This window comes from Paenibacillus sp. ISL-20 (assembly GCF_018613005.1).
In the GTDB taxonomy this organism is placed as follows: Bacteria; Bacillota; Bacilli; order Paenibacillales; family Paenibacillaceae; genus Paenibacillus_AQ.
On the sequence record NZ_JAGGRD010000028.1, the window covers coordinates 80,806 to 103,885 of the forward strand.

The following is a 23,080-nucleotide window of genomic DNA, read 5'->3' on the forward strand; positions in this document are numbered from 1 at the left end:
ATGCAAATGGTACTATTCCTCGTACAGGGACTCCAATTCGTCAATTAATGAGCCAACATAAGCTACCGCTTTGGAGATCGGTTCAGGAGTGGACATATCGACTCCCGCCATAGCCATTAATTCCAGCGGACTCTTGCTGCCTCCGGCTTTGAGGACTTGGAGCCAGCGGTCTACAGCCGGTTGTCCTTCCTCGCGAATCAATTGTGCTGCAGCTGTTGATGCGGTCAATCCTGCGGCATAAGTATATGGATAAAGACCCATATAATAATGCGGTTGCCGCATCCAGGTCAGCTTCGCTCCTTCATCGAGCTCGACCGCGTCACCCCAGAAATCGGATAGCACGGCACCTTTTAGCTCAGATAGCTTATCTGCGGTAATCGGCTCATCAGCCATCGCATGGCGGTATACCCGTCGCTGCATTTCCGCTTCCAGAAGGTGAGTCACGTAGTTATGGTAATACGTGCTCAGAAGCTGAAGAATAACAGAGCGCCGCATCCGCTTATCCTCGGATTGACTGAGCAAGTGATCCGCCAGCAGCAACTCGTTCATCGTTGAAGGCGCTTCGATAAAATACAAGGAAGGACGCGCATTGGTGATACGCTGATTCTTCGCTGCCAGCATCAAATGACCGGCATGCCCGACTTCATGCGCTAACGTGAAGGCATTGCGCATATTGTCCGCCCATGCCATCAGGATATATGAATGTACTCCGTATACGGAGGAACAGAACGCTCCAGTAGATTTACCAATATTATCGGCATAATCCACCCAGCGTTTGGAGAACGTGGATTTAACGATCTCGCCGTATTCAGGACCCAGAATCGACAAAGCACTGGAAATCGTGGAGCAAGCTTCTTCATAAGTGACGCTTGGATTGAAATCCGGATCCATCGGCGCTTTCAAATCGCAGAACAGCATTTGATCCAGCCCAAGCACACGCTTCTTTAGCTTCATAAGTCTCCGCATATGCGGAGCTAACTCCGTCAGAATGGTATCATGGATATTGTTGTACATCTCCATGGTCACTTGCTGCGGCTTCAGCAGCATATCCGTTACGGAATCATACCCGCGAAGCCGGGACATCACCACTTGCTTCTTCACTTCGGTGGCGTAAGCCTCTGCAAATGTATGGCGCGATCCCTGCAGTGACTTCGTGAAGGAAGTATAGGCTTCGCGTCGAAGCTGCGTATCCTCGGACATTTCGTAAGAATTCTCGTACAAACGGAACGAGACCGGTTTGGTTTCGTCATTTACTCGAATATCGTCAAAGGTCATATCCGACAGCTTGCTGCGCAAATAGATGCGGTAAGGGGACCCGAGCACCTCTCCCAGCGATGCTAGCACGCTCTCCGTCTCAGGGCTCAAGCGGTGAGGCTTGGTTTCCAGCAACAATTTCAAGCTTCGGGCATATGGAACAAGCCCTTCTTCCTTCGTTATGTAATGTTCGATGGCGCCATCTTCGAGGTCCAGCAGCTCCGATACAATAAACGTCAGCGAGGATTGGATGCGTGAGAGAACATCGCCCGTTTTGGCCGAATTCGCCAAGTTAGCCGGGTTGGTTCCGTCCTCCGATTGCCGTAATCTGGCATACGCTCCAACTTTGCTGATGCTTTCCATCAAAGCTTCCTGTTCATTCAAGCATTCCAGAAGAACAGATGCACCCTCTCCCAGCCTACCTTTGAATCGTGTTAATTGAGCAGCTTGCGATTCAAGCGCTTTTAACCCCGCTTCGAATTCTTCTTGCGAGACAAACAAATCATCCAGATTCCAGGTTGCCTCGATTGGAACCTCACTTCGTGTCAGCAATTTCCCCATGGATACAACTCCTCTCGTGTCTTTTCCTCTCCTGATTGACGACAGCATCTACTAATGATTAGCAACTGCATCACAATTCCATCATATCACAGTTTTTCAAGGGACCGTATCCGCTTTTCGGCCTTGACTTGGGACCATATTTATGGATATAGTTGTTCTATACTCTTATCTAAAGGAGAGATTTTGATGTCGGTGGTCGTTCTTAACTAACCAAATTTCATATGGATCGAAATGTAAAATTTTGGGCATTCTCTGTATGGGGATATGTTTATTTCTTGATGGATTTTCATTTCATCCGTTGAATTAGTTAAGAACTGCGGATATCAATTGAAGCCCCTTTAGGGTTTATTCAGATATGATATGGTCATCCGTGCTGAGTTCAGCACGGATTTTTTGGGTCTCCCCTCCTTTATGCAAAAGGGTTATTTGGAGCTGTCCCATAACGCCATGCCATCGGAATAACGGTCTATGGGCGGAAAGCGAACCTTAGTAGTTCGCTTTCCGCCTTTTTTGCATTGTATGCCATCCATTTTATAGTCAAAAGGAGATTGTCGCCCATGAAACCATTCGCATTAAACAAATTGGAGTACGAGAAAATACGCACCGAGCTTGAACGCTTTGCCGTATCGTATCTGGGAGTCGAGCATATTCGGAAGATGGCCCCCCTCACCCAGATGAAAGCCATCCGCAATAAACTGAATGAAACGGAAGAAGCCAAAACCCTGCTCCATACCGGAGCTAGCGTCCCTATTCCTTCACTGGAGGGAATTGAAATGATCCTGGATTTGCTCGGCACCGGCTATGTGCTATCTGAGCGTGATTTCGGGAATATGGTCCAATATCTGAGAAGCTGCCGCCAGCTCATTCAATATATGAATGCCAAGGACGACATTGCTCCATTGATCAGTTCCTACGCCTCTTCTATGCATGAACTGCGTCCGCTTCTGTCCGAAATCGAACGCAGCATTCACGGCGGTCGTGTTGTGGACAGCGCCAGCAAAGATCTGGCTAAAATCCGCAAAAAAATCATCGTAACCGAGGAACGGATCAAGCGTAAGCTCGACAGCCTGATGAGTCGTTACAAAGGAATCATGCAAGAGCATGTCATCAGCAAGCGCGGAGGACGTTACGTGCTGCCCATCAAGAAGGAGCACCGTAAATCCGTGAATGGCTCGATTCTGGATGAATCGGCCAGCGGACAGACGGTATTCATCGAGCCTTCCGACATGCATGGACTCCAGATGGAATTAACTCTCCTGCACGCCGATGAAGTTCGGGAAGAAACAAAGGTGTTGAGTGATTTGACTGAACTTGCCGAGCAATATCAATTCGAACTGAGAACCAATGCCGACATTGTTGGAGTCTACGATTACATCATAGCCAGAGGCAAGTACGCCATTTCCATCGGCGGGCGCAATGTGAGCCTGAACCAGGAAGGGTTCATCCATTTAAAATCCGCGGTGCATCCTTTAATCGGCTCCACAATGGTACCGCTGGACTTCACCATCGGAAAGCGGTATAAAACCTTGATCATTACAGGACCTAACACCGGCGGCAAAACTTCAGCGCTCAAGACGGTTGGACTCATTACGATTATGGTTCAATCCGGTCTGCTGGTTCCTGTAGCGGATGGCAGCCATTGCGCCATCTTTGATGAGGTTTCCGTCGATATCGGAGACGGACAGAGCTTGGAGCATGCCCTCAGCACATTCTCTGCACATATACGCAACATCCGCGACATTTTGCAGACGGCTAGCCGGTCCACGCTGGTACTGCTCGATGAGATGGCGTCCGGAACGGACCCTGGTGAAGGCGTTGGATTGTCGATCGCCATTTTGGAAGAGTTGAGTCAACGTCAAGCAACGGTTGTGGTCACCACCCATTTTACCGAAATCAAAAATTTTGCCGAGCGTACAGCCGGCTTTGAGAATGCCCGCATGGAATTTGACGCTGACACACTTGAGCCCCTCTATCGTCTGCGGATTGGTGAAGCCGGTCACAGTTATGCCTTTGTCATTGCCGCGAAGCTGGGTATTCCGGAGTCGATTATAACCAGATCGCGAGAAATCACGGAAGCGGGAGCTGCAAGAGGCGACATGGTCCATAGAGATGATGTTCGCCCAGACCCCGAAGCATGGGCAGAAGAAGCGAGTCCGGCAGAACACGTTACCTTACCGACAGGCGAACAGGATGAGCTAATGAATGTTCAAGATCATGTAGATGAAGATGAAGATTCTCCTTCTTCCCTCTATCAACTTGGCGATCGTGTCTATGTGGCTTATTTGAAACGAAGCGGAACTGTGTATGAAACCATGGACGGCAGAGGAAATATCGGTGTTATGATTCAGAAGGATCGACTGAAGATTAACCATAAACGACTGAAGCCTTATATTGCCGCCAAGGATCTTTACCCGGATGATTATAATCTCGATATCGTTTTGGAGAGTAAAGAGAACCTGAAGAAGCGTAAACTGATGAACCGCAAGCACGTCGAAGGACTACAGATTGAAACGAAGCCGGAGTAACGATGCTCATGGGATGAGTCGCAGGATATCCATAAAGAATCCACAGGATTTGCGAGGAGAGATCACGATGAACATACGTACAGAAAACCAAACACGATGATGAGAAGGTCCAGGACCTTCTCACTCAGGCTTCCCGGACAGGAAGAAGCGCTTCTGGTACAACGGCTGCGGGAAGACAAAACCTTTCAACGGGAATTGTCATGGCGAATTCCGTTTCCAATCCGCATTCGAAGATTTGGGGTAAGTCGAGCTTCAAAGTCCATATCATCCGAATAGGTTTGGTCAAGCCGGGCAATCCTTGGTGGCATTCAGCTTCTGATATGTTGTACAATAAAGTCTAAATGACTATTTGAAGGATGGTTTTCAACATGTATGTAGCTCAGGATTGGCAAGATTACGAGGTCATCGATACCGGAGGCGGGGAGAAGCTGGAACGCTGGGGCTATGTGATTCTCAGACGTCCGGATCCGCAGATCATATGGCCGATTGAACGTGAAGATGGACAATGGCGCAGTGTTCACGGACACTATCACCGCAGTTCGTCCGGCGGCGGGCAATGGGACATGAAAAAGCAGCTTCCGGATCGGTGGACCATCTCATACGACCAATTGAAATTTCATATTCGACCAACCAATTTTAAACATACCGGTTTGTTTCCGGAGCAGGCAGCCAACTGGCGCTGGATGATGGATAAGATCGCTTCAGCCGGACGTCCGGTCAGCGTGCTGAACCTGTTCGCTTATACCGGAGGAGCAACCGTTGCGGCCGCCTCGGCCGGAGCCCAGGTTGTCCATGTGGATGCTGCCAAGGGGATGGTTCAATGGGCCAAGGAAAATGCGGCATTGTCCGGCCTCGCCGACCGTCCTATCCGTTATATCACGGATGACGTATTTAAATTCGTGCAACGAGAGCAGCGTCGGGGAAACAAATACGATGCAATCATTATGGACCCTCCATCTTATGGCCGCGGACCGAGTGGAGAAACGTGGAAGCTTGAACAAAGCTTGTACCCATTTCTTGAAAGCTGTATGAGCATCGTATCGGATAATCCGCTGTTTATGCTGATTAACTCCTATACGACCGGCATCTCCCCTACCGTTCTGAATAACATGCTGACCATGACCATGAAGCCGAAATACGGCGGCATTATCAGTGCGGGTGAAATCGGATTGCCGATAACCCGCTCCGGTATGAACCTGCCATGCGGCATCCTGGGTCGATGGGAGTCCTGATTCGATGAGCAAGCGGGAACCAGCAGCATTTCCGGTAGTGCCGATTCTCTTCGAGGATAATCATGTGTTAGGTGTAACCAAGCCAGTAAACATCCCCTCCCAGGAGGATGCAACCGGCGATCCCGACATGCTGACCATTCTGAAACAGGACATCAAGGAGCGCTACAATAAACCGGGCAATGTATTTTTGGGGTTGGTGCACCGTCTGGACCGTCCGGTTGGCGGAGCGATGGTCTTTGCCAAGACCTCCAAAGCCGCATCCCGATTATCGGAAGCCGTCCGCAGTCGCAGCTTCCGCAAGCAGTATGTAGCGGTCGTTCACGGGATTCCTTCGAAAACTTCAGGTCGGCTCGTAAATATGCTGTATAAAGATGTGAAAACCAACACCGTCCATGTCACCTCTAAAGGTACGGACGGGGCCAAGGAGGCCATTCTGGATTACACCGTGCTCCAAACGGCGGAAGGCTTCAGCCTCGTCCTGATCGAGCTGCACACGGGCAGGCCGCACCAAATCCGTGTACAGCTGAGCCATGCGGGACATCCGCTGTTCGGAGATCAGAAGTATGGAAGCAAGGTGAACAAAGCCGGGCAGCAAATTGCCTTATGGTCCGTATTGGTCGGATTTTCGCACCCCGTTACCAAAGAGGAAATCGCCATCCGTTCCATGCCGCCATCCGTCTATCCTTGGAGTCTCTTCTCGATGGACAAGCTGGAGGCCACATTACGGTCCTATCAATAGAACTCAAAAAAACGAAATCCATCCTTGGATTTCGTTTTTTATATGCCTCTGTTTCATTGTGGGAAATTTTGTAATATTTTATTCCTCTATGAGATGATGTTGGCAAACGTCCGCCGAACTCCGTATTCCATACTTGTAACGTATCACTAGCCTGGAACAATGCCACGGATAACGTCGGGGTAAGCGGCTATGAAGTTTATCGTGGCACAACGCTGGTGACCACGGCGGACGGCTCCACACCGGAAACTCCGGCCTGGGCACCTAATACTTCATACCAGCAGGGAACTTTAGTCACATATGGAGGCAATACCTATGAGTGCCGCCGCCAAGCCCACACATCCCTGCCTGGTTAGGAACCCTCCAACGTCCCGGCTTTGTGGCTGCTTAAGAAATTCCATTACGTCTTGTGAACATTCGAAATCGGAGTGTGACCATGATCTTGATGTTCAATAGTATGAAGATATGTAACAGCCCCCAAGGTAGCTGCCGTATGCAGCAGCCCAGGGGGCTTCTCTACGTTTGCAACGTCAACATGAGCTTCAGAACTTACGCTTCAACCAGAACTTCCTTTGGAGCTGTATTAATCTTTCCTAACAGATAGATAAGCAGCTGTTGATTATGCGAGGATATACGATTCAGAATTTGGGAAAGGTACTCATCCCTAACCTGTAATCCACGCGTATATTCCTCTCGCCCTTTATAGGATATCGTCACCCAGACGATCCGTCTGTCATTTTCGTCCCGTTCCCGTTTGATCAATCCATTCTTCTCCATCCGGTCCAATAGCATCGTCACGGCTGCCGGACTTGTGGCCAGGTAAGGAATGAAATCGGAAGGTTTCATTCGCTTCTGCTCAGCAAGCACCTCCAGCACCATCAATTGCGATTCCGTCAATGTCGGTGCTAATCCGGCTTCCATATGGAGCTTATAATCCTTAGCCAGCTTGGACCACACCTTGGCGAATTCGGCAGTATGCATGTTTATCCCGTCCCTTCAATTATGTCTGTCATGATCAAACATCGGATACCATCCGTGGATACTGCACTGTACTTCGATGAATGGATTTCGTTTGAACCCAAGTCATGATTCCATAATAGTTTATAGGATTAACTTTTCGCGGGGGACCTCCTAATATCCTTCTTTTTTCGTTAAAAAATATAATTTCCAACCAAGCGACAAAACCCGCCAACCCTTATATGACGGCATTTTTCAAGGTTCACCTTACTTCGACATGGACGAGCATATGTCAAATAGTATAAATAACAGCTCTCATGTTATGCAACGCAAAATATAGCAAAAGCACCTCGACAAATATCATCGAAGGTGCTTTTCATCCATCTATCTTACCCAAACTTGAAACTACCTAAACGAAGAATGTTCCTTCATTCTTGTTTAACTTTCTTTGCCTAACTCCGCATGCGGAAGACTTACCACATCGACAATCTGTCCTTGCTTGCCAACATCGGCAAGCAGCTTGCCTATCGATTTACGTTCCGCGATCGGAACTTTCTCCGTCTGAATCAGATAAGCTTGCCCGTCTTCGCTATACGCCATAATCTGCAGCGGTTCGCGGCAATAGAAAGCACCGACAATGGCGCTGCCATTAGGCTTCACCCGCTTGCCTTCCTTAAACTCAAACGTAGCCATTCCTTTTCCGCCGCGGCTTTGCGTCTGGTAATCCAACACCAAGCTGCGCTTACCATAGCCAAGATCCGTGATGGTCAAAATCTCACCCTCATCGTTCTCCACCCATAACGCTGCAACGACTTCATCCCCGTCACGGAGCTGGATCCCCCGGACCCCGCCGGAAACGCGTCCCATGGCGTTGACTTCCTGCTCATTAAACCGGATACTCATCCCTTCTTTCGAGATCAGCACAATATCTTTATTGCTATCACTCACGACGACCTGGATAATGCTGTCTTCCGTTGCAACCTTGGCTGCCGCAACAGCGCCGGCCCGCTTGGTGACATACTCCTTGAGCTCTGTGCGCTTCACCTGACCTTTGCGGCTGACAAACACAAGTGATTTGCCCTCTTCTTCAAAGTTCGACACCGGAATGACCGATACGATGTGATCCTCTTTCGGCACCTGAATCACGTTCACGATGGCCGTACCGGCATCTTTCCATTTGTATTCCGGAATCTGGTGAACCGGCAATAAGAAATACTGTCCACGGCTCGTGAATATGAGCAGATTCTCCAGAGTATTGACTTCAAACAGTCGGGTGATGTAATCCCCTTCCTTAACGCCTGAGCTTTCCAGCTCACCGCCGCTTCGGGTGAAGGATAACATGCTCGTACGCTTGATATAACCTTCATTAGACAGAGTTACGAGCACGTCCTCGGCGTTAACCAGCACTTCCAGATTAACCTTGATCTCTTCCACTTCTTCCTGAATGACAGAACGCCGGTCGATACCGTACTTCTCGCGAATTTCAAGCAGCTCTTTGCGAATGACGGCAATCAGTTTCTTATCGCTGTCCAGTATCGCACGCAAGCCCTCGATTTTCTTCGTCAACTCGTCCAGCTCTTTTTGCAGGGAATGAATTTCAAGGTTCGTAAGGCGGTATAATTGCAAAGTCAATATGGAATCGGCTTGTCGCTCCGTGAAACCAAACATCCATTGCAGATTGTTCTGGGCATCCTGGCGATTCTTGGACGCTTTGATCGCCGCAATGACCTCATCCAGGATATTTAAAGCCTTCACCAGGCCTTCCAATACATGCGCCCGATCCTCTGCTTTCTCCAGCTCGTACTGCGTCCGGTGCGTGACGACTTCACGCTGATGCTCGATATAGGCGGATAACATGTCTTTAAGCCCCAACTGTTGAGGGGTTTTATTCACGATCGCAACCATATTGAAGTTGTACGTAACCTGCAGATCGGTTTTCTTGAACAAATAAGCAAGAATCCCGTTTGCGTCGGCATCCTTCTTCAGCTCAACGACGATGCGAAGTCCTTCCCGTCCGCTCTCATCGCGAACCTCGGCGATGCCCTCAACTTTTTTCTCCAGTCGTATGTTCTCCATAGCGGTAACAAGCCGGGACTTAACAACCTGATAAGGAATTTCCGTGATGACAATCTGCTGCTTGCCGCCGCGAAGCGATTCAATATCCGTCTTCGACCGCAGATAAACGCGGCCTTTGCCTGTCCGATAGGCATCCAAAATGCCTTCGCCGCCCATAATGATTCCACTGGTCGGGAAGTCCGGACCTTTGATAAAGGTCATAATCTCAGCCAGCTCAATCTCCGGCTTCTGCATGACAGCAATACAAGCATCGATCACTTCCCGCAAATTGTGAGGCGGGATTTCAGTAGCGAAGCCTGCGGAAATCCCGCTAGCTCCGTTCACAAGCAGGTTTGGGTACCGTGAAGGCAGCACAACCGGTTCCTTGGCCGTGTTATCAAAATTATCCTTAAACAGCACGGTCCGCTTCTCGATATCCCGAAGCAGCTCCATGGCAATCCGCGATAATCTGGCCTCGGTATAACGCATCGCTGCTGCAGGATCATCGTCCTGGGAACCCCAGTTTCCATGACCGTCTACAAGCACATGCCCCATCTTCCAAGGCTGAGCCATCCGAACCATACCTTCATAAATCGAAGAATCCCCGTGCGGATGGTAATTACCCATGACATCCCCGACCGTTTTCGCCGATTTACGATATGGTTTATCCGGTGTGTTACCCGAATCGTACATGGCATAAAGAATCCGGCGCTGAACGGGCTTCAGACCGTCACGGACGTCCGGGATCGCCCGGTCCTGAATAATATACTTGGAATACCGGCCAAATCGGTCACCTACGACCTCTTCCAGATAAGCCGGTAAAAATTGCTCCGATAAACTCATTCCTTCACCTTCTATTCCTCAAACTCCGCGAAGTTGACATTTTCTACAATCCACCGCTTGCGAGGGTCTACTTTATCCCCCATCAGCGTAGACACTCGACGCTCCGCTTTGGCAGCATCATCGATTTGTACCTGCAGCAATGTCCGTGTTTCCGGGTTCATCGTCGTTTCCCATAATTGCTCCGGGTTCATCTCGCCCAATCCTTTGTATCGCTGGAGCTCATAGTTCTTGAATTCCTTCAGGTAATTAGCCAGCTGCCCTTCTGTCCAAGCATACCGTACGGTCTCCAGCTTTCCGGATTTGCTTGCGATTTTATATAGTGGAGGCTGCGCAAGATAGACGCGGCCTTCATCGATCAGCGGTTTCATGTACCTGTAGAAGAACGTAAGCAGCAGCACCTGGATGTGAGCGCCATCCGTATCCGCATCGGTCATGATGATAATTTTCGAATAATTGCTGTCCCCGGCGGTGAACTCCGTACCGATTCCTGCTCCGATCGCCGCTACAATTGCACGATATTCATCATTCTTCAGGATGTCGGCCAGCTTCGATTTTTCCGGATTCATCGGTTTCCCTTTAAGAGGCAGTATAGCCTGGATTTTCGAATCCCGTCCCTGCTTCGCAGAGCCGCCAGCGGAGTCCCCTTCAACAATAAACAATTCGGTTCTTGTAAAATCCTTGGACTGCGCCGGCGTCAGCTTGCCGCCCAGATTGGAGCTTTCGCTGCGCTTCTTGCCGGTGCGCATCTCGTCTCTTGCTTTGCGGGCCGCTTCACGCGCTTTGGAAGCCTGAATGGCCTTCTTCAACAGCGTTTGTGCGATCTGCGGATTCTCCTCGAGGAAGATTTGCATCTTCTCCGTGACAATGCTGTCAACCGCACTGCGCGCAGAGGCGCTTCCCAGCTGGTCCTTGGTCTGGCCGACAAATTCGACCTCAGCCATCTTAACGCTGATGACGGTCATCATGCCTTCCCGAAGATCATTCCCCTCCAGGTTCTTGTCCTTTTCCTTCAAAAGATTGTTCTTGCGGGCATAATCATTCATGACACGGGTATAAGCTGTCTTAAAACCCGTCTCATGCGTACCGCCCCCGCGCGTCGGGATGGAGTTAACGAATGAAGCCAGCGTTTCGGTATAGCCTGCATTATATTGAAGGGCAATTTCAACTTCGATATCATCCTTCTCCGCATAAAAATGGATCACATCATGCAGCACATCCTTGCCTTCATTCAGGAACTGCACGAACTGGCTTGCGCCGCCTTCATAGAAAAACTCTTCCCCATTACCGCTGCGCTCGTCTTTCAATACAATCCGAAGCCCGGAGTTCAGGAAGGCAATTTCCTGTAAGCGCTCTGCAAGCGTGTCGTAGCTCAGGTGCGTTCCCGTGGTAAACACGCGTGCATCCGGTTTAAACGTAATCTTCGTCCCGGTTTTGTTCGTATTACCAAGCACTTCAAGGCCCGTTACCGGTTCCCCGACATGCTCTTTTCCTTTTTTGTCCTGCCAGTATTCAAACCGTTGGCGGTGAATTTTACCGTCACGGTAAATTTCCACCTCCAGCCACTCCGACAGCGCATTGGTTACGGATGCGCCAACGCCGTGAAGACCGCCGGACTTCTTATATCCGGAACCACCGAATTTACCGCCGGCATGCAAAATCGTAAAGACAACCTGCGGGGTGGGGATGCCTGTTTTGTGCATTCCGGTTGGAATACCGCGTCCGTTATCGTATACCGTCGCGGACCCGTCTTTATGCAATGTAATTTCAATTCTCGAGCAGTACTTGGCCAAATGCTCGTCTACGGCGTTGTCCACAATTTCCCATACCAGATGGTGCAAGCCTGACGAGCTTGTGCTCCCTATGTACATGCCTGGCCGTTTGCGCACCGCAACGAGGCCTTCGAGCACTTGAATGTCGTCAGCATCGTATCCTGAACGGTTGTTACCGCCGCTCTTCGATGACTCTGCAAACATATCGATCTGTTCGACCATTCATGCTCCTCCTTCAATTTCACGTATCTAGTGTATTTCTATTTCTACATTTCAATATTTTAGAAGAACGCTGTTCTCTAAAAAATGCAAACAAATGTTTCATGCTTTGTCCATTTTAATTCAAGATATCCCTTCTCGTAAAGACACTGAATGAAACAATAACCGCACAAATTGCCCAGAGGGCCAATACGGCAAGGGAAAAATTCAAAGTCATCCCCTCAATTGGCGGCAAATTGCCGGCTAAATAATTGGTCAAATTCAGGTTTACCATGAACAAATATTTCGCGCTGCTCCACGCCGATGCCATATTCGTCAGAATGTTTCCGGCAATTAATGCGGCCATCATAATCACAATGCTTGCCGCTGTACTTCGAACCAGCACGGATACCATAAAAGCCAGCATACCGACACATACGCCGACAAACCATACCAATCCGCCCTGCATCAGCAAATACTTCCACTGAGGGACAGCATGAACGCCGGACATATCCACATCAGACCCAACAATTTGGAATCCCGTGAATATCGGTATGTCAAACCCCTTGTATCCGAAGGCAAGACCGGAGATCAGATAGGCTATGACAAAGGTGGAAACGACAATAAGAGACGTAAACATGATCAAGGCGATCAGTTTACTCAGCAGCACCTTCCATCGCTTCACAGGCCTTGTCAGCAGCATCTTGATGGTACCGGTCGTCCGCTCGCCGGAGACAATATCCGAAGCGATGGCCATTATGAGCAGCGGGATAAACAGAGATATCGCATTATTCAAAAATTCCCGTGTGAACGTAACCCCGTTTGGTTGATTAGGATTCACATCATGCTGCAAATAATACTGCATTTGCTGAATAAAGATTTGCCTGTATCGTTTCCATTCATCCGGTACCCGGTCACTGCTAAGTGAATTCTCATTATCCGTGATTCGCTGCTGAAGCTCAAGCCGCCAGTCACTGTTGAACTTGTCCCGGCTCCGTTCAGCCGACTTCATCTGGGCATAGGTAAACATGGGAACCAGAACAAGAAGAACGAGCAGGACAACATAGAACCGCTTCCGTTTGATAATTTTGATACACTCGTTCTTGATCAGAGGCAACAGGTTACTCAATGCTCTCACCCTCCGTCATCTGCAGGAACAGCTGCTCCAGTGTAGGATTGATCCGATGAACCTCCCGGACCTGTACTCCCGCGGCTACCAGCCGTTCCACAGCTCTAGACGTGTATGTAGTGCTCATACGAGTCACAATAGCGTCCGAAGACATGCCTGCAAGCAAATTATCGTCGAGCACCTCCTCAGGGCGGTCGACAATTTGGCAATAATCCAGCTTTTGCAATATTCGTTTCCCTTGCACGGCAGGATTCAGATCCCAGATGACATGATCACTGTTGCCAGCAATCAATTCATCGACCTCGCCAACCGCAAGCACTCTTCCGCTGCTGATGATCGCCACGCGATTGCATAGCAGCTGGATTTCGCTCAGTAGATGGCTGGAGACAAAAACAGCCAGTCCTTCTTCGGCTAATTGGTGTATGAACTGCCGCATCTCTTTGATCCCTTTCGGATCAAGACCGTTCGTTGGCTCGTCCAGAATGAGCAGCCTCGGTCTGCCAAGCAGAGCCTGGGCTATCCCGAGCCGCTGCCGCATTCCCAGTGAATACGTGCTCACCTTGTCATGAATTCTTCGATCCAATCTCACCGTATCCACAACTTCCTGTATTCGCTGCTGGTCAATACCGGGCTGCATTCGTGCAAAATGCTCAAGATTTTCCCATCCCGTCATATACGAATACATTTCCGGATTCTCCACAATGGACCCAATATAACGCAGCGCCTGCTCCTGCTGGCGATTCACATCATAACCGCAGACCTTGATCCTGCCGGAGGATGGTTTAATCAGGTCCACAAGCATGCGGATTGTGGTCGTCTTTCCTGCCCCGTTGGGCCCCAGGAACCCGAAAATTTCGCCTGCGCGCACGTCGAACGACACATCATGTATAATCCATTTTCGACCGATTTTCTTTTTTACATGCTGGACAGATAGTACAATTTCTTGAGCTTGTTCATTCATCGAGTTCCAACTCCCCATATGACATCCTCATCATGCCTACAGCATACCCTCTACAATTCGATCTGCTATCGCCTGATATCCTGCCCCGTTCGGATGAAAATGGTCCGAGGACAGATACTCGCCCAGCTTGTGCTGAAACAGATCGAACGTGGGGACCAATGTCATATTGGGATCCCGGTTCACGATCTCCATGACCGCATGATTCCATGCAGAGACCACAATATTGCCGGGTATCAACAAGTCTTCCAAATCGGAAAAAGGATGATACAGACCGATATAAACGATTCGCGCATCCGGATTAATGAGGCGAATTTTCTCCAGAATCGCCTGCAGGCGTTCAGATGCCTGCGGCAATGCAGCCATCAGCTTAGCAGGTTCGAGCTCCAATTCACCGGAATCCGCCGCCCCTTCCATCAGCCCGCTGCCTTGAAAGATATCATTGCCTCCAATCGAAAGCATAATGACATTGGCTTGCTTCAAGGCATACTGTATCCCCTTGTCGTCCAGCTTGGGAAGGAGTCCTTCGGTAGTCATTCCGTTTATGGCAAGATTCGCCAGCAGGCTCGCTGTTCGTCCATCGCCATTTAATTGATCCACGCTTCGGCGGACAAAACCGCTTCCGGTATTGTCCCCCGTTCCCTTGGCCAGTGAATCTCCAATCGCAGCTACCTTTAAATCATTCGCCAAAACCGATTGTAACGGAGCGCTCTCCGGCTTCTCCGGCGCTGTCTTCTCTTCGGACGCCTCGGATCCCCCACCAGTCAGCAAGGGCTGTCCTTGCGGATCATTAATATCCTTAAACGCATACACAAAACCAAGAATAAGCACAATCGTTACAATAACCGACACGGAGGCAGTGATTCGCCATATCCATGCAGATGATTTCATGACATTCCCCCTACAAAATTCCTCATGTACATTACCATAAGACTTCTATTAAAAATTTGCAAATCAAAACACGCAAAGAAGACTGCCCCGGACGCAGTCTTTCGATGCGTGACCGGGGCAGCCCTTTTCATATGAAACAAGATAAGTGCTTATTCACTGATGAATTCTTGAACCCAATATCCGTTGTAATATCCAACACCGATTTTGGTGAAGTTCGGGGACAGAATATTTTCACGGTGACCCTGGCTATTCATCCAGGAGTTCATAACTTCTTGAGGTGTACGTTGCCCTTTAGCAATATTCTCACCGGCATAGCCGTAAGAAATACCGTAAGCTTTCATCATATCAAATGGAGAACCATGCGTCGGCGAAGTGTGGCTGAAATAATTGTTATCACTCATATCCTTCGCTTTATCCAGCGCCACGGTTGTCAGCTTAGCATGGACCGTTAGCGGCTTCAGACCTGCATTCGCACGTTCTTTGTTCACCAATGTGACAACCTCGGAAGCAAAATTCGATTTCTCCGTTGTACCCGCAGATTCGGAAGGCTGGGACGGAGTTGTAGATGGAGTGCTGGTCTCAGGCATACTTGTTTCCGGTTTGCTGGTTTCAGGTTGAGTCGTTTCTGGTTTTGTGGTTTCTGGTTTTGTGGTTTCTGGTTTTGTGGTTTCTGGTTTAGTCGTTTCTGGCTTGCTGGTTTGCGGAGTCTCAACAGGTTTGTCTGCCTGAGGTTTTTCGGTTTGCGGCTGCTGAACCACCCATTTAAACTGTGATTCCAAACCTTGGCTCTCCAGGAATTCTTGGATCTTTTGTTGCCAGTTTACATAATTATTGCTCTCAGCAGGTGCAGCAGACGCCGTCGTTGGCAGCATGATACCGACAGCCAGTACAGCAGCGATGCTACCGCCTGCGATTTTCTTTATCCAATGGTTGTTCATGAATGCTCATCTCCTATGCTCATAGTTGTGAGTTTGCTTGACCGCCCGTTCTAAGATGAATTTCTAGGGTGCTGGACGATCAAACAATAGTTACATTTTTGTAATCTCGTACGAACACATTGTAACACATTTGATATCTTCGGCAATCCTACAATTGTTGGAAAGGCGTCCTTGAATTCCTAACTGCCTATATAAAAGAACTCCAGTCGGCTCAAGTCCCAGACCCTATGTAATGATAGATGTGGTTATTAAAAGCAATAAATCTTTTCTTGTGACGGTGGACCTCTAATCGAGTTTCAGGACAAGCAAGAAAAAACCCATCCCAAAAAAATGGGATGGGTTAATGAAAAGACCAAGACTACAGCTTTTTACTAAACTGATATCCAGCCTTTTCAAATCCAATATGCTCATAAAATGCATGTGCGGGAGCAAGTTCTTCCCGGTTGCCGCTTGTGAGAAACAAGAGGTGGCTACCATGCTGTCTTCCCCATGTCTCTGCACCGCGAATCAATCTTTTGCCAATCCCTTGGCCGCGGCAGCTTGAGGTTACAATAACCGAAGTAATTTGAGTGACCGGTTCGGTCATAGTGAAGGATTTGACTTGACGAAGCATGATCATACCTACAACAACACCATCAACCTCAGCAATCAGATTGCCGTATAATGGATTGTCGTTCATGGCTTCCATCCGTTCCCGCATGACATTCAGCGTGGTCGGATAATTCAGTTCGCGCATCAAGGATGTGACAGCTTCCAAATCATTCTTCTCAAAGTTTCGAATCAGCAGTGCAGGCGCAGATAATACGCTTTCGATGCTCATTATACCCTCATGCTTCCCTTCTTCTATGAATTCTGAGTAAACTCTACTTCTATTTTGTAAGTTTATGAAGAAGATTGCAAGTATCAAGCGACATTTTTTTTACATTTGTGTCGGTTTTGTTAAACCTTTGTTAAGCCGTTTTTACAAAAATCGGTATTGTGCTTCAATCAGCCCATGGTACGTACCCTGCTTCTGCATAAGCTGGCTGTGATTTCCTTCTTCGATAATCTTGCCATGATCCAACACGACGATATGATCGGCATGGCGGATCGTTGACAAACGATGGGCCACGATGAAGGAGGTTCGGCCCTGAAGCAGCACTTTAAGAGCTTCCTGAATTTTCAACTCCGTCTCGGTATCGATACTCGCCGTTGCTTCATCCAGAATCAGAATCCGCGGATCAGCAAGGAGCGCTCTGGCAAAGGACAACAGCTGCCGCTGGCCCATGGACAGCATATTCCCGCGTTCCTCAACCTCCGTATCGTAACCGCCCGGCATCTGGACAATAAATTCATGTGCGCCGACTGCCTTGGCTACATCCTCTATCTCCTCATTGGTCGCATCCAGACGGCCAAACCGGATATTATCCCGAATCGTTCCGGAGAATATAAAGGTATCCTGCAGCACGATGCCAATCTGATTTCGAAGACTTTCAACCGTTACCGATTGGATATCGTATCCGTCGATGGTTAATTTACCTTCGGTAATATCATAGAATCGGCTGAGCAGATTAATGATGGTGCTCTTGCCTGATCCGGTATGACCGACCAGCGCAATCGATTGGCCTGCCTTCACGTCCAGATTGATGCCTTTGAGAGCCTGGCGTCCTTTTTCATATTCAAACACCACATTCTCCAGCTTGATATCCCCTTTTATCGTCGGCAATTTCTTCGCCCCAGGCTGATCATCAATGCTCGGCTTCTCGTCAATAAATTCAAAAATACGTTCAGAGGAAGCCATGGCGACAAGCAATTGGTTATACATTTGGCCAAGCCGATTGATCGGCTCCCAGAAGTTCCCTACATATTGGGTAAAGGCAATTAACAGACCGATGGTAAGCTCGCCTTGTTGGATCAACACGGCACCAAGCCAGAACAAGATCAGTGAACCAAAACCACCGGTAATTTCGATAAGAGGTCCAAACCCTTGGTTCATGGCAGACGCCTTATCCCAGGATTTTTTGCTGTCCAAATTCATGTTGTCAAAGAACTTCATATTCTCTTGTTCTTGGGTGTAAGCTTGGGTCACGCGGATCCCCTGAATCGATTCATTCAAGTGGGAGTTAATCCGCGAGTTCCGAATCCGCACATCCTGCCATGCACGCCGGATGCGTACACGGAGTTTGGTCGAGATGAAGAACATGATCGGTACCGTGACAATAACAGCAAGACCGAGCTTCCAGTTTATTAACAGAAGAATGACCACAATACCTACTAACTGCACGCAGTCGATGATCAGGTTGACAACCCCGTTCGTAAACAAATCCTGCAGGGAGTTAACATCATTCGTAACCCGGACCAGCACAGATCCAGCCGGACGCTTGTCGAAGAAATTAAAGGACAGGCGCTGAATGTGCTGGAACAGATCCGCTCGCAGGTCATAAATGACCCGCTGACCGATGATATTCGTAAACTTGATACGGAATATCCCGGCAACCCATTGAATGATATACATCGCCAGAACCGCGATTGTAATCTGATACAACAAGGTCAGACTTGGATTCCCACTCTTCGGTTCGATGGCCCGGTCAATGGCCAAACTGGTCAAGAACGGAATGGCCAGCTTCGTAATGGTACCGATGACCATCATAAGCCCGATCAAAGGGAGAATCTGTTTCGCGTATGGTTTCATATACGAGATCAGACGTGTCAGCTGCATCCAGTTAAACGGTTTCTCAATTGCATCGTCGTCCTTGTATACAAAACGTTCGTTGGTTTCTTCCGAGGGCTTCCGCGGCCTCGGAATCTTTTGCTTCTGATGCGGTTCAGTATTTACATTGGCGTTCATGCTTGCACCTGCCCTTGCGTACCTCCTGCTTGAGCTTGCTTCGCAATAAGGTCCGCATATTGTATTTTGTATACATCCTGGTAAGGCCCCGGCACCGCAATCAAATCGTTATGCTTGCCGCGCTGCACGACTTTTCCTTCATCCAGAACGAGAATTTCATCCGCATGACGCAAGGAAGAGATCCGGTGAGCGATAATAAAAGTCGTTCTGCCGTTCATGACTTCCTGGAAGCCGGACTGAATTTCATGCTCGGTTTCCATATCCACTGCACTGGTGGCATCATCCAGGATCAGGATTTTCGGATCTTTCAGAAGGGCACGTGCAATCGCAATCCGTTGCTTCTGTCCGCCAGAGAGTCCCATCCCCCGTTCACCGACAATGGTATCGTAACCATCCTTCATTTCCATAATAAACTCATGGGCTTTGGCCAGCTTGGCAACACGGATGATTTCTTCCATGCTAACGTCCTTCATGCCGTAAGAAATATTGTTGCGGATACTGGACGAGAACAAGAAGGTCTCCTGGAAGACCGTGGCAATCTGACTGCGCAGACTCCGGATCTTAATATCATTAATGTTCATGCCGTCTAGTTTGATGCTGCCCTGATTCACATTATAGGCATGCATCAAGAGTTGAATAATGGTCGACTTACCGGACCCGGTTCCCCCAAGCAAACCAATCACGGAGCCGGGACGAGCATCCAAATTAATATCTTTGACTGCTGCCATCTTGTTACCGTAAGCAAAGGTGACATTATCAAATACGACATGGCCCTTCACCTCGTTTGGCACCAAATCTACCGCACGCTCACGGTCTTCGACATCAATCGGCTGATTCAGCAGCTCCAGCACCCGTTCACCCGATGCCTTGGACTGCGTGTAGTTATTAATGTGAAACCCAATCCCCCAAAGCGGGCCGATTATGTACCAGATCAAAGTAAAGAAAGCTGCCAGTTCCCCTACCGTCATAGAGCCTTGGATAACCATCCCTCCGCCGATGGCAAGCAAAATGACGACACTGATATTCGCAAAGAGCTCCATCATTGGGAAGTACCGTGCCCATAGTGAAGAGGCAAAAATCTGGTTGGTTTTGTAACGCTCATTCCGTTCAGAGAATTTCTCCACTTCGTGCGGCTCGCGAGCAAAAGACTTAACGGTACGAACTCCCGTAATATTCTCCTGAACCGCGGTCGTCAGCGAGCTTAGTGCCAGACGCATTTCCTGGAATGCCGGGTGGATCTTGGATTCGAACTTTAGAGCTGCCACAACCAAAAATGGCATCGCTACCAAAGTTACCAGCGTCAATTGCCAGCTGATGGTAAACATCATGATGGAACCGAAAGTCACCATCAATACCAGATTGAGCAGCTGAGCGAAACCGAAGCCGATAAACATTCGGATGGCTTCCAAATCGCCTGTCAGCCTTGACATCAAATCCCCGGTCCGAGCCGTGTCATAGTAACGGAACGATAGAAATTGCAATTTTTCATAGCAGGCGTTTCGCAACGCGTAAGCCAGGTAGTTACCCAGCCTCCCCCCAAAAAATCCGTGCAAAAACTGCATGAAAGCTTTAAGGATGACCACACCCAGCACAGTGAGCGCCAGCTGCGGTACGATGCCGTAATTCTCCAGCTTGATTGCATCGTCAATCAGCACCTTCAACAGCTGCGGATAGACAAGTCCTAAAGCGGTTGCAATCGCCAGACACAGCATGGAAAGAAAAAGATAACTTCGTTTCTCCCAAAAGAAGCCCCGCAGTTGCCTGAGAACATTCATGTTTATCCTCCTTTGGATTATTTTCGTTCAGGTTATGTAGCATTTATGAAGTTTATCATCGAGCTGAACCCGCGGCAAAGAGGGAAAACCGTCATAAATGAGCCAAAAGGACCTAGAGGGGGCAAATAGTAGAACTTATCTTTGTTTCATAATGAAATCATCGGGAATTCTCATTAATACTAGGGGATATAATCACATTGTCAGTCCCTTCAACCATCAGGCTTCATCCACTCTTTTCGACTTTTTTGAACATGCTTACAAAAGGGTAATATCCTAAGCTGATTTCATCCTAGTCACGAACGTTGTAGCGGATTAAAATACGTCATACCATCCTCTTGACCTTCATCAGCCCGGATAAGCATAGGAAAAAAGGCGCCCCCGCCATGATGGCATAGGGAACGCCTTGGGATTGATGAGTATATGATTGGAGTTCACCTGCATAAAATCGCTATGCATCTAGGAGCTCCTAACTCGTTGTGCATACATGCTCTTGACGGCATAAAATCCGCCATTACCGAGCTGCCTGAATCATAACCTCCAGCTCATCTGCCAGCTTACTCCACATCAACGGAGATTGACCGTCCTCCAGCGAACCGAGGATGGCAGCCATGGATTCCTTCAGCTGTTCCTCCAACACAGATCCATGATGCTGCAATGAACGCTCACTCATCCGAACATAGTGGTCCGTCAGTTGCTCTTCCCGAATGATCACCACACTCGCCACAGCTTCCTTCACCTTCGGCTCTGCCGATTCACGAAGCTTGGAGCTTCCGCTGCCCTCAAAGAAATGTTTCGGGTTCTTAAAGGTCGACCAGAAGGACAACCAATCCCCCTGTATTTGCAATTCCGTTTCTTCCAGTTCCGGCGGTGACCAGTCCTTATCCCGCCGGATAGCAAGAGACAAGCCCTCGCCCATACCGTTGATATCCGCTGCTGCTTTAAGCGCTGCTTCTTCGGTTAATTTGCGACCGGCCATCTCTAATCGAAGCGTTGTTGCCCATAGCTCCTGATCCAGCTCCAAGGATATCGTCCGCATCAAATCACGTCCGCAAGCCGCAAAGGCCGATTTCAGGTGACCTGCATCCTCCCGGAGCACGGAAGGATTAAACGACTCCTGAAAGAAACGGTTCATGGCATAATCCAGCCGCTGCCGTACATGAAATAACAGTTCGCTGCTTTCCTGCGCGATATCGCGGGACATGTTAATCTCCGTTAAAGCCGCAAGGCGGGATAAGGCTTGTTGATAAACCTCTTCCATCTCTATGATTTTACGCTCACGCGTGGTCTCATCCTGGGCTGCCATATCGGCCCATGCCCTGATCCGATCCCTCACCGAAGCCAGTTCATCATAACCCGCGCGCTCTGAAAGCCTAGGCAGCTCTTCAACCGCAAATCGACTAAGCGCTCCTTCGAATACAGGGAACCCCGATTCCTTCAATTTTGCTTCATCCCCATAGAGCTTACTATCCAGCGCTGCCAGACTGGAAACAGGGAAGATATGCGGGCTGCCTACCCCGCTGGATGTCAGGTTGGTACGAACATGCTTCACCACCTCATCCAGCTCCTCTTCGGATTGTGCAAGGTCGGCGGCATTGACGATAAAAAACATTTTATCTAGCGCAAAACTGTCTTTAACCCTGCCCAGCTGGGACAGGAATTGCCGATCTGCTTTGGAGAAGGCATGGTTGTAATACGTTACGTATACGATCGCATCCGCATTCTTAATATAATTAAACGTTACGCCGGTATGCCGGGCATGCAGGGAATCGGCTCCAGGCGTATCCACCAGCACGATCCCTTGCTCTGTCATCGGACAGCTGTAATACAGATCAATCCCGTCGACAAAACAGGATTTGGTTTCGTCCGCCACATAGCCTCGATATTCCGCCAATTCTACTGTTTCTGTCGTACCCAGTTTAGACTCCATCACATCAAAGCCGGCGGCGGCAGCCCTCAGAAACCCGTAATGCGGCAAGCCTGCCGGGTGAATACCGGCCGGATTCAATTCTTCAGCCGCGCTTCGCCAATTCCCCGGATTCGGTTCCTGCAGACCCAGCACGCTGAAGGAGTACTTCAGATCGTCCCACCACATATCGCGGCTCTTCATGCGCACGGCTGCGGTACCATGGGATTTCCCTTCGGCCGGTGCCAATATCCGGTTCACCGCCGCCGTTGTCGGGTGCGGTGACACCGGCAGGACCGACTCGCCAAGCAGTGCATTGGCGAAGGAGGACTTCCCGGCGCTGAACGCGCCGAACAGCGCCAACGTGAACGAGCCGCCCGCAAGCGCATCCGCGCGGGCGGTCAGATCCCGCGCGGCCGAGACAAGCGCGGGATGCGGCGCCAGCAGCGCCGCCGCTGCGCGCAGCTCAGCTGCCGCGGCATCCAGCCGCTGGCGCCGCTGCGGTGCCGCCGCCTGCGCAGCGGCGGGG

Annotated in this window: 16 protein-coding genes; 4 read left to right on the forward strand and 12 right to left on the reverse strand. The window is 49.4% G+C overall.

What is annotated here, in order from left to right; genetic code table 11:
• Window positions 1-12: 12 nt before the first annotated feature.
• On the reverse strand, window positions 13-1,815 hold the full coding sequence (gene pepF / locus J7E85_RS18120) for an oligoendopeptidase F (protein WP_215160120.1): 1,803 nt from the start codon (window positions 1,813-1,815) through the stop codon (window positions 13-15).
• A 557-nt stretch (window positions 1,816-2,372) separates the two neighbouring features.
• Between pepF and J7E85_RS18125 the strand changes: the two genes are divergently transcribed.
• From J7E85_RS18125 to J7E85_RS35150, 4 genes are all read left to right on the forward strand, one after another.
• Entirely contained in the window at window positions 2,373-4,340 is a 1,968-nt protein-coding gene (locus J7E85_RS18125; RefSeq protein WP_215160122.1) for an endonuclease MutS2, read from the forward strand.
• Between the two features lie 368 nt (window positions 4,341-4,708).
• Window positions 4,709-5,572, forward strand: a complete 864-nt coding sequence (locus tag J7E85_RS18130; RefSeq protein ID WP_215160124.1) for a class I SAM-dependent methyltransferase — start codon at window positions 4,709-4,711, stop codon at window positions 5,570-5,572.
• A gap of 4 nt (window positions 5,573-5,576) precedes the next feature.
• Complete coding sequence (locus J7E85_RS18135) at window positions 5,577-6,311, forward strand: RluA family pseudouridine synthase (RefSeq protein ID WP_215160126.1); 735 nt, start codon at window positions 5,577-5,579, stop codon at window positions 6,309-6,311.
• A gap of 215 nt (window positions 6,312-6,526) precedes the next feature.
• The gene (locus J7E85_RS35150; RefSeq protein ID WP_483311325.1) at window positions 6,527-6,664 is read left to right on the forward strand and encodes a carbohydrate-binding protein; all 138 of its coding nucleotides are present in this window, start codon (window positions 6,527-6,529) and stop codon (window positions 6,662-6,664) included.
• A gap of 193 nt (window positions 6,665-6,857) precedes the next feature.
• On the opposite strand, the gene J7E85_RS18140 is transcribed toward J7E85_RS35150, so the two are convergent.
• From J7E85_RS18140 to J7E85_RS18190, 11 genes are all read right to left on the reverse strand, one after another.
• On the reverse strand, window positions 6,858-7,289 hold the full coding sequence (locus tag J7E85_RS18140; RefSeq protein ID WP_098743123.1) for a MarR family transcriptional regulator: 432 nt from the start codon (window positions 7,287-7,289) through the stop codon (window positions 6,858-6,860).
• 414 nt (window positions 7,290-7,703) lie between these two features.
• Window positions 7,704-10,163: a DNA gyrase subunit A gene (gene gyrA / locus J7E85_RS18145; protein ID WP_215160128.1), complete on the reverse strand. Its 2,460-nt coding sequence runs from the start codon at window positions 10,161-10,163 to the stop codon at window positions 7,704-7,706.
• 11 nt (window positions 10,164-10,174) lie between these two features.
• On the reverse strand, window positions 10,175-12,154 hold the full coding sequence (gene parE, locus J7E85_RS18150) for a DNA topoisomerase IV subunit B (RefSeq protein ID WP_215160130.1): 1,980 nt from the start codon (window positions 12,152-12,154) through the stop codon (window positions 10,175-10,177).
• Between the two features lie 115 nt (window positions 12,155-12,269).
• Window positions 12,270-13,259, reverse strand: coding sequence for an ABC transporter permease (locus J7E85_RS18155; protein WP_215160133.1), 990 nt, complete (start codon window positions 13,257-13,259; stop codon window positions 12,270-12,272).
• Entirely contained in the window at window positions 13,252-14,220 is a 969-nt protein-coding gene (locus J7E85_RS18160) for an ABC transporter ATP-binding protein (protein WP_215160135.1), read from the reverse strand. Before J7E85_RS18160 ends, J7E85_RS18155 begins: the two co-directional genes overlap by 8 nt.
• A gap of 36 nt (window positions 14,221-14,256) precedes the next feature.
• Window positions 14,257-15,108, reverse strand: coding sequence for a GDSL-type esterase/lipase family protein (locus tag J7E85_RS18165; protein WP_215160137.1), 852 nt, complete (start codon window positions 15,106-15,108; stop codon window positions 14,257-14,259).
• Between the two features lie 149 nt (window positions 15,109-15,257).
• Window positions 15,258-16,046 (reverse strand): CAP domain-containing protein, encoded by a 789-nt coding sequence (locus J7E85_RS18170; protein ID WP_215160139.1) that lies wholly within the window; start codon window positions 16,044-16,046, stop codon window positions 15,258-15,260.
• A 358-nt stretch (window positions 16,047-16,404) separates the two neighbouring features.
• Window positions 16,405-16,866 (reverse strand): GNAT family N-acetyltransferase, encoded by a 462-nt coding sequence (locus J7E85_RS18175; protein WP_053493894.1) that lies wholly within the window; start codon window positions 16,864-16,866, stop codon window positions 16,405-16,407.
• 141 nt (window positions 16,867-17,007) lie between these two features.
• A complete protein-coding gene (locus J7E85_RS18180; RefSeq protein WP_251035818.1) occupies window positions 17,008-18,873 on the reverse strand; it encodes an ABC transporter ATP-binding protein in 1,866 nt (621 codons plus the stop codon).
• Window positions 18,870-20,648: an ABC transporter ATP-binding protein gene (locus J7E85_RS18185; RefSeq protein ID WP_215160141.1), complete on the reverse strand. Its 1,779-nt coding sequence runs from the start codon at window positions 20,646-20,648 to the stop codon at window positions 18,870-18,872. Before J7E85_RS18185 ends, J7E85_RS18180 begins: the two co-directional genes overlap by 4 nt.
• 511 nt (window positions 20,649-21,159) lie before the next feature.
• On the reverse strand, window positions 21,160-23,080 hold a 1,921-nt coding region (locus J7E85_RS18190; RefSeq protein WP_215160143.1), incomplete at its 5' end, for a dynamin family protein.

Coding starts and splice junctions, on each gene's coding strand:
- pepF (WP_215160120.1), bottom strand. CDS start 1,815: ATGGGGAAATTGCTGACACGAAGTGAGGTTCCAATCGAGGCAACCTGG.
- J7E85_RS18125 (WP_215160122.1), top strand. CDS start 2,373: ATGAAACCATTCGCATTAAACAAATTGGAGTACGAGAAAATACGCACC.
- J7E85_RS18130 (WP_215160124.1), top strand. CDS start 4,709: ATGTATGTAGCTCAGGATTGGCAAGATTACGAGGTCATCGATACCGGA.
- J7E85_RS18135 (WP_215160126.1), top strand. CDS start 5,577: ATGAGCAAGCGGGAACCAGCAGCATTTCCGGTAGTGCCGATTCTCTTC.
- J7E85_RS18140 (WP_098743123.1), bottom strand. CDS start 7,289: ATGCATACTGCCGAATTCGCCAAGGTGTGGTCCAAGCTGGCTAAGGAT.
- gyrA (WP_215160128.1), bottom strand. CDS start 10,163: ATGAGTTTATCGGAGCAATTTTTACCGGCTTATCTGGAAGAGGTCGTA.
- parE (WP_215160130.1), bottom strand. CDS start 12,154: ATGGTCGAACAGATCGATATGTTTGCAGAGTCATCGAAGAGCGGCGGT.
- J7E85_RS18160 (WP_215160135.1), bottom strand. CDS start 14,220: ATGAATGAACAAGCTCAAGAAATTGTACTATCTGTCCAGCATGTAAAA.
- J7E85_RS18165 (WP_215160137.1), bottom strand. CDS start 15,108: ATGAAATCATCTGCATGGATATGGCGAATCACTGCCTCCGTGTCGGTT.
- J7E85_RS18170 (WP_215160139.1), bottom strand. CDS start 16,046: ATGAACAACCATTGGATAAAGAAAATCGCAGGCGGTAGCATCGCTGCT.
- J7E85_RS18175 (WP_053493894.1), bottom strand. CDS start 16,866: ATGAGCATCGAAAGCGTATTATCTGCGCCTGCACTGCTGATTCGAAAC.
- J7E85_RS18180 (WP_251035818.1), bottom strand. CDS start 18,873: ATGAACGCCAATGTAAATACTGAACCGCATCAGAAGCAAAAGATTCCG.
- J7E85_RS18185 (WP_215160141.1), bottom strand. CDS start 20,648: ATGAATGTTCTCAGGCAACTGCGGGGCTTCTTTTGGGAGAAACGAAGT.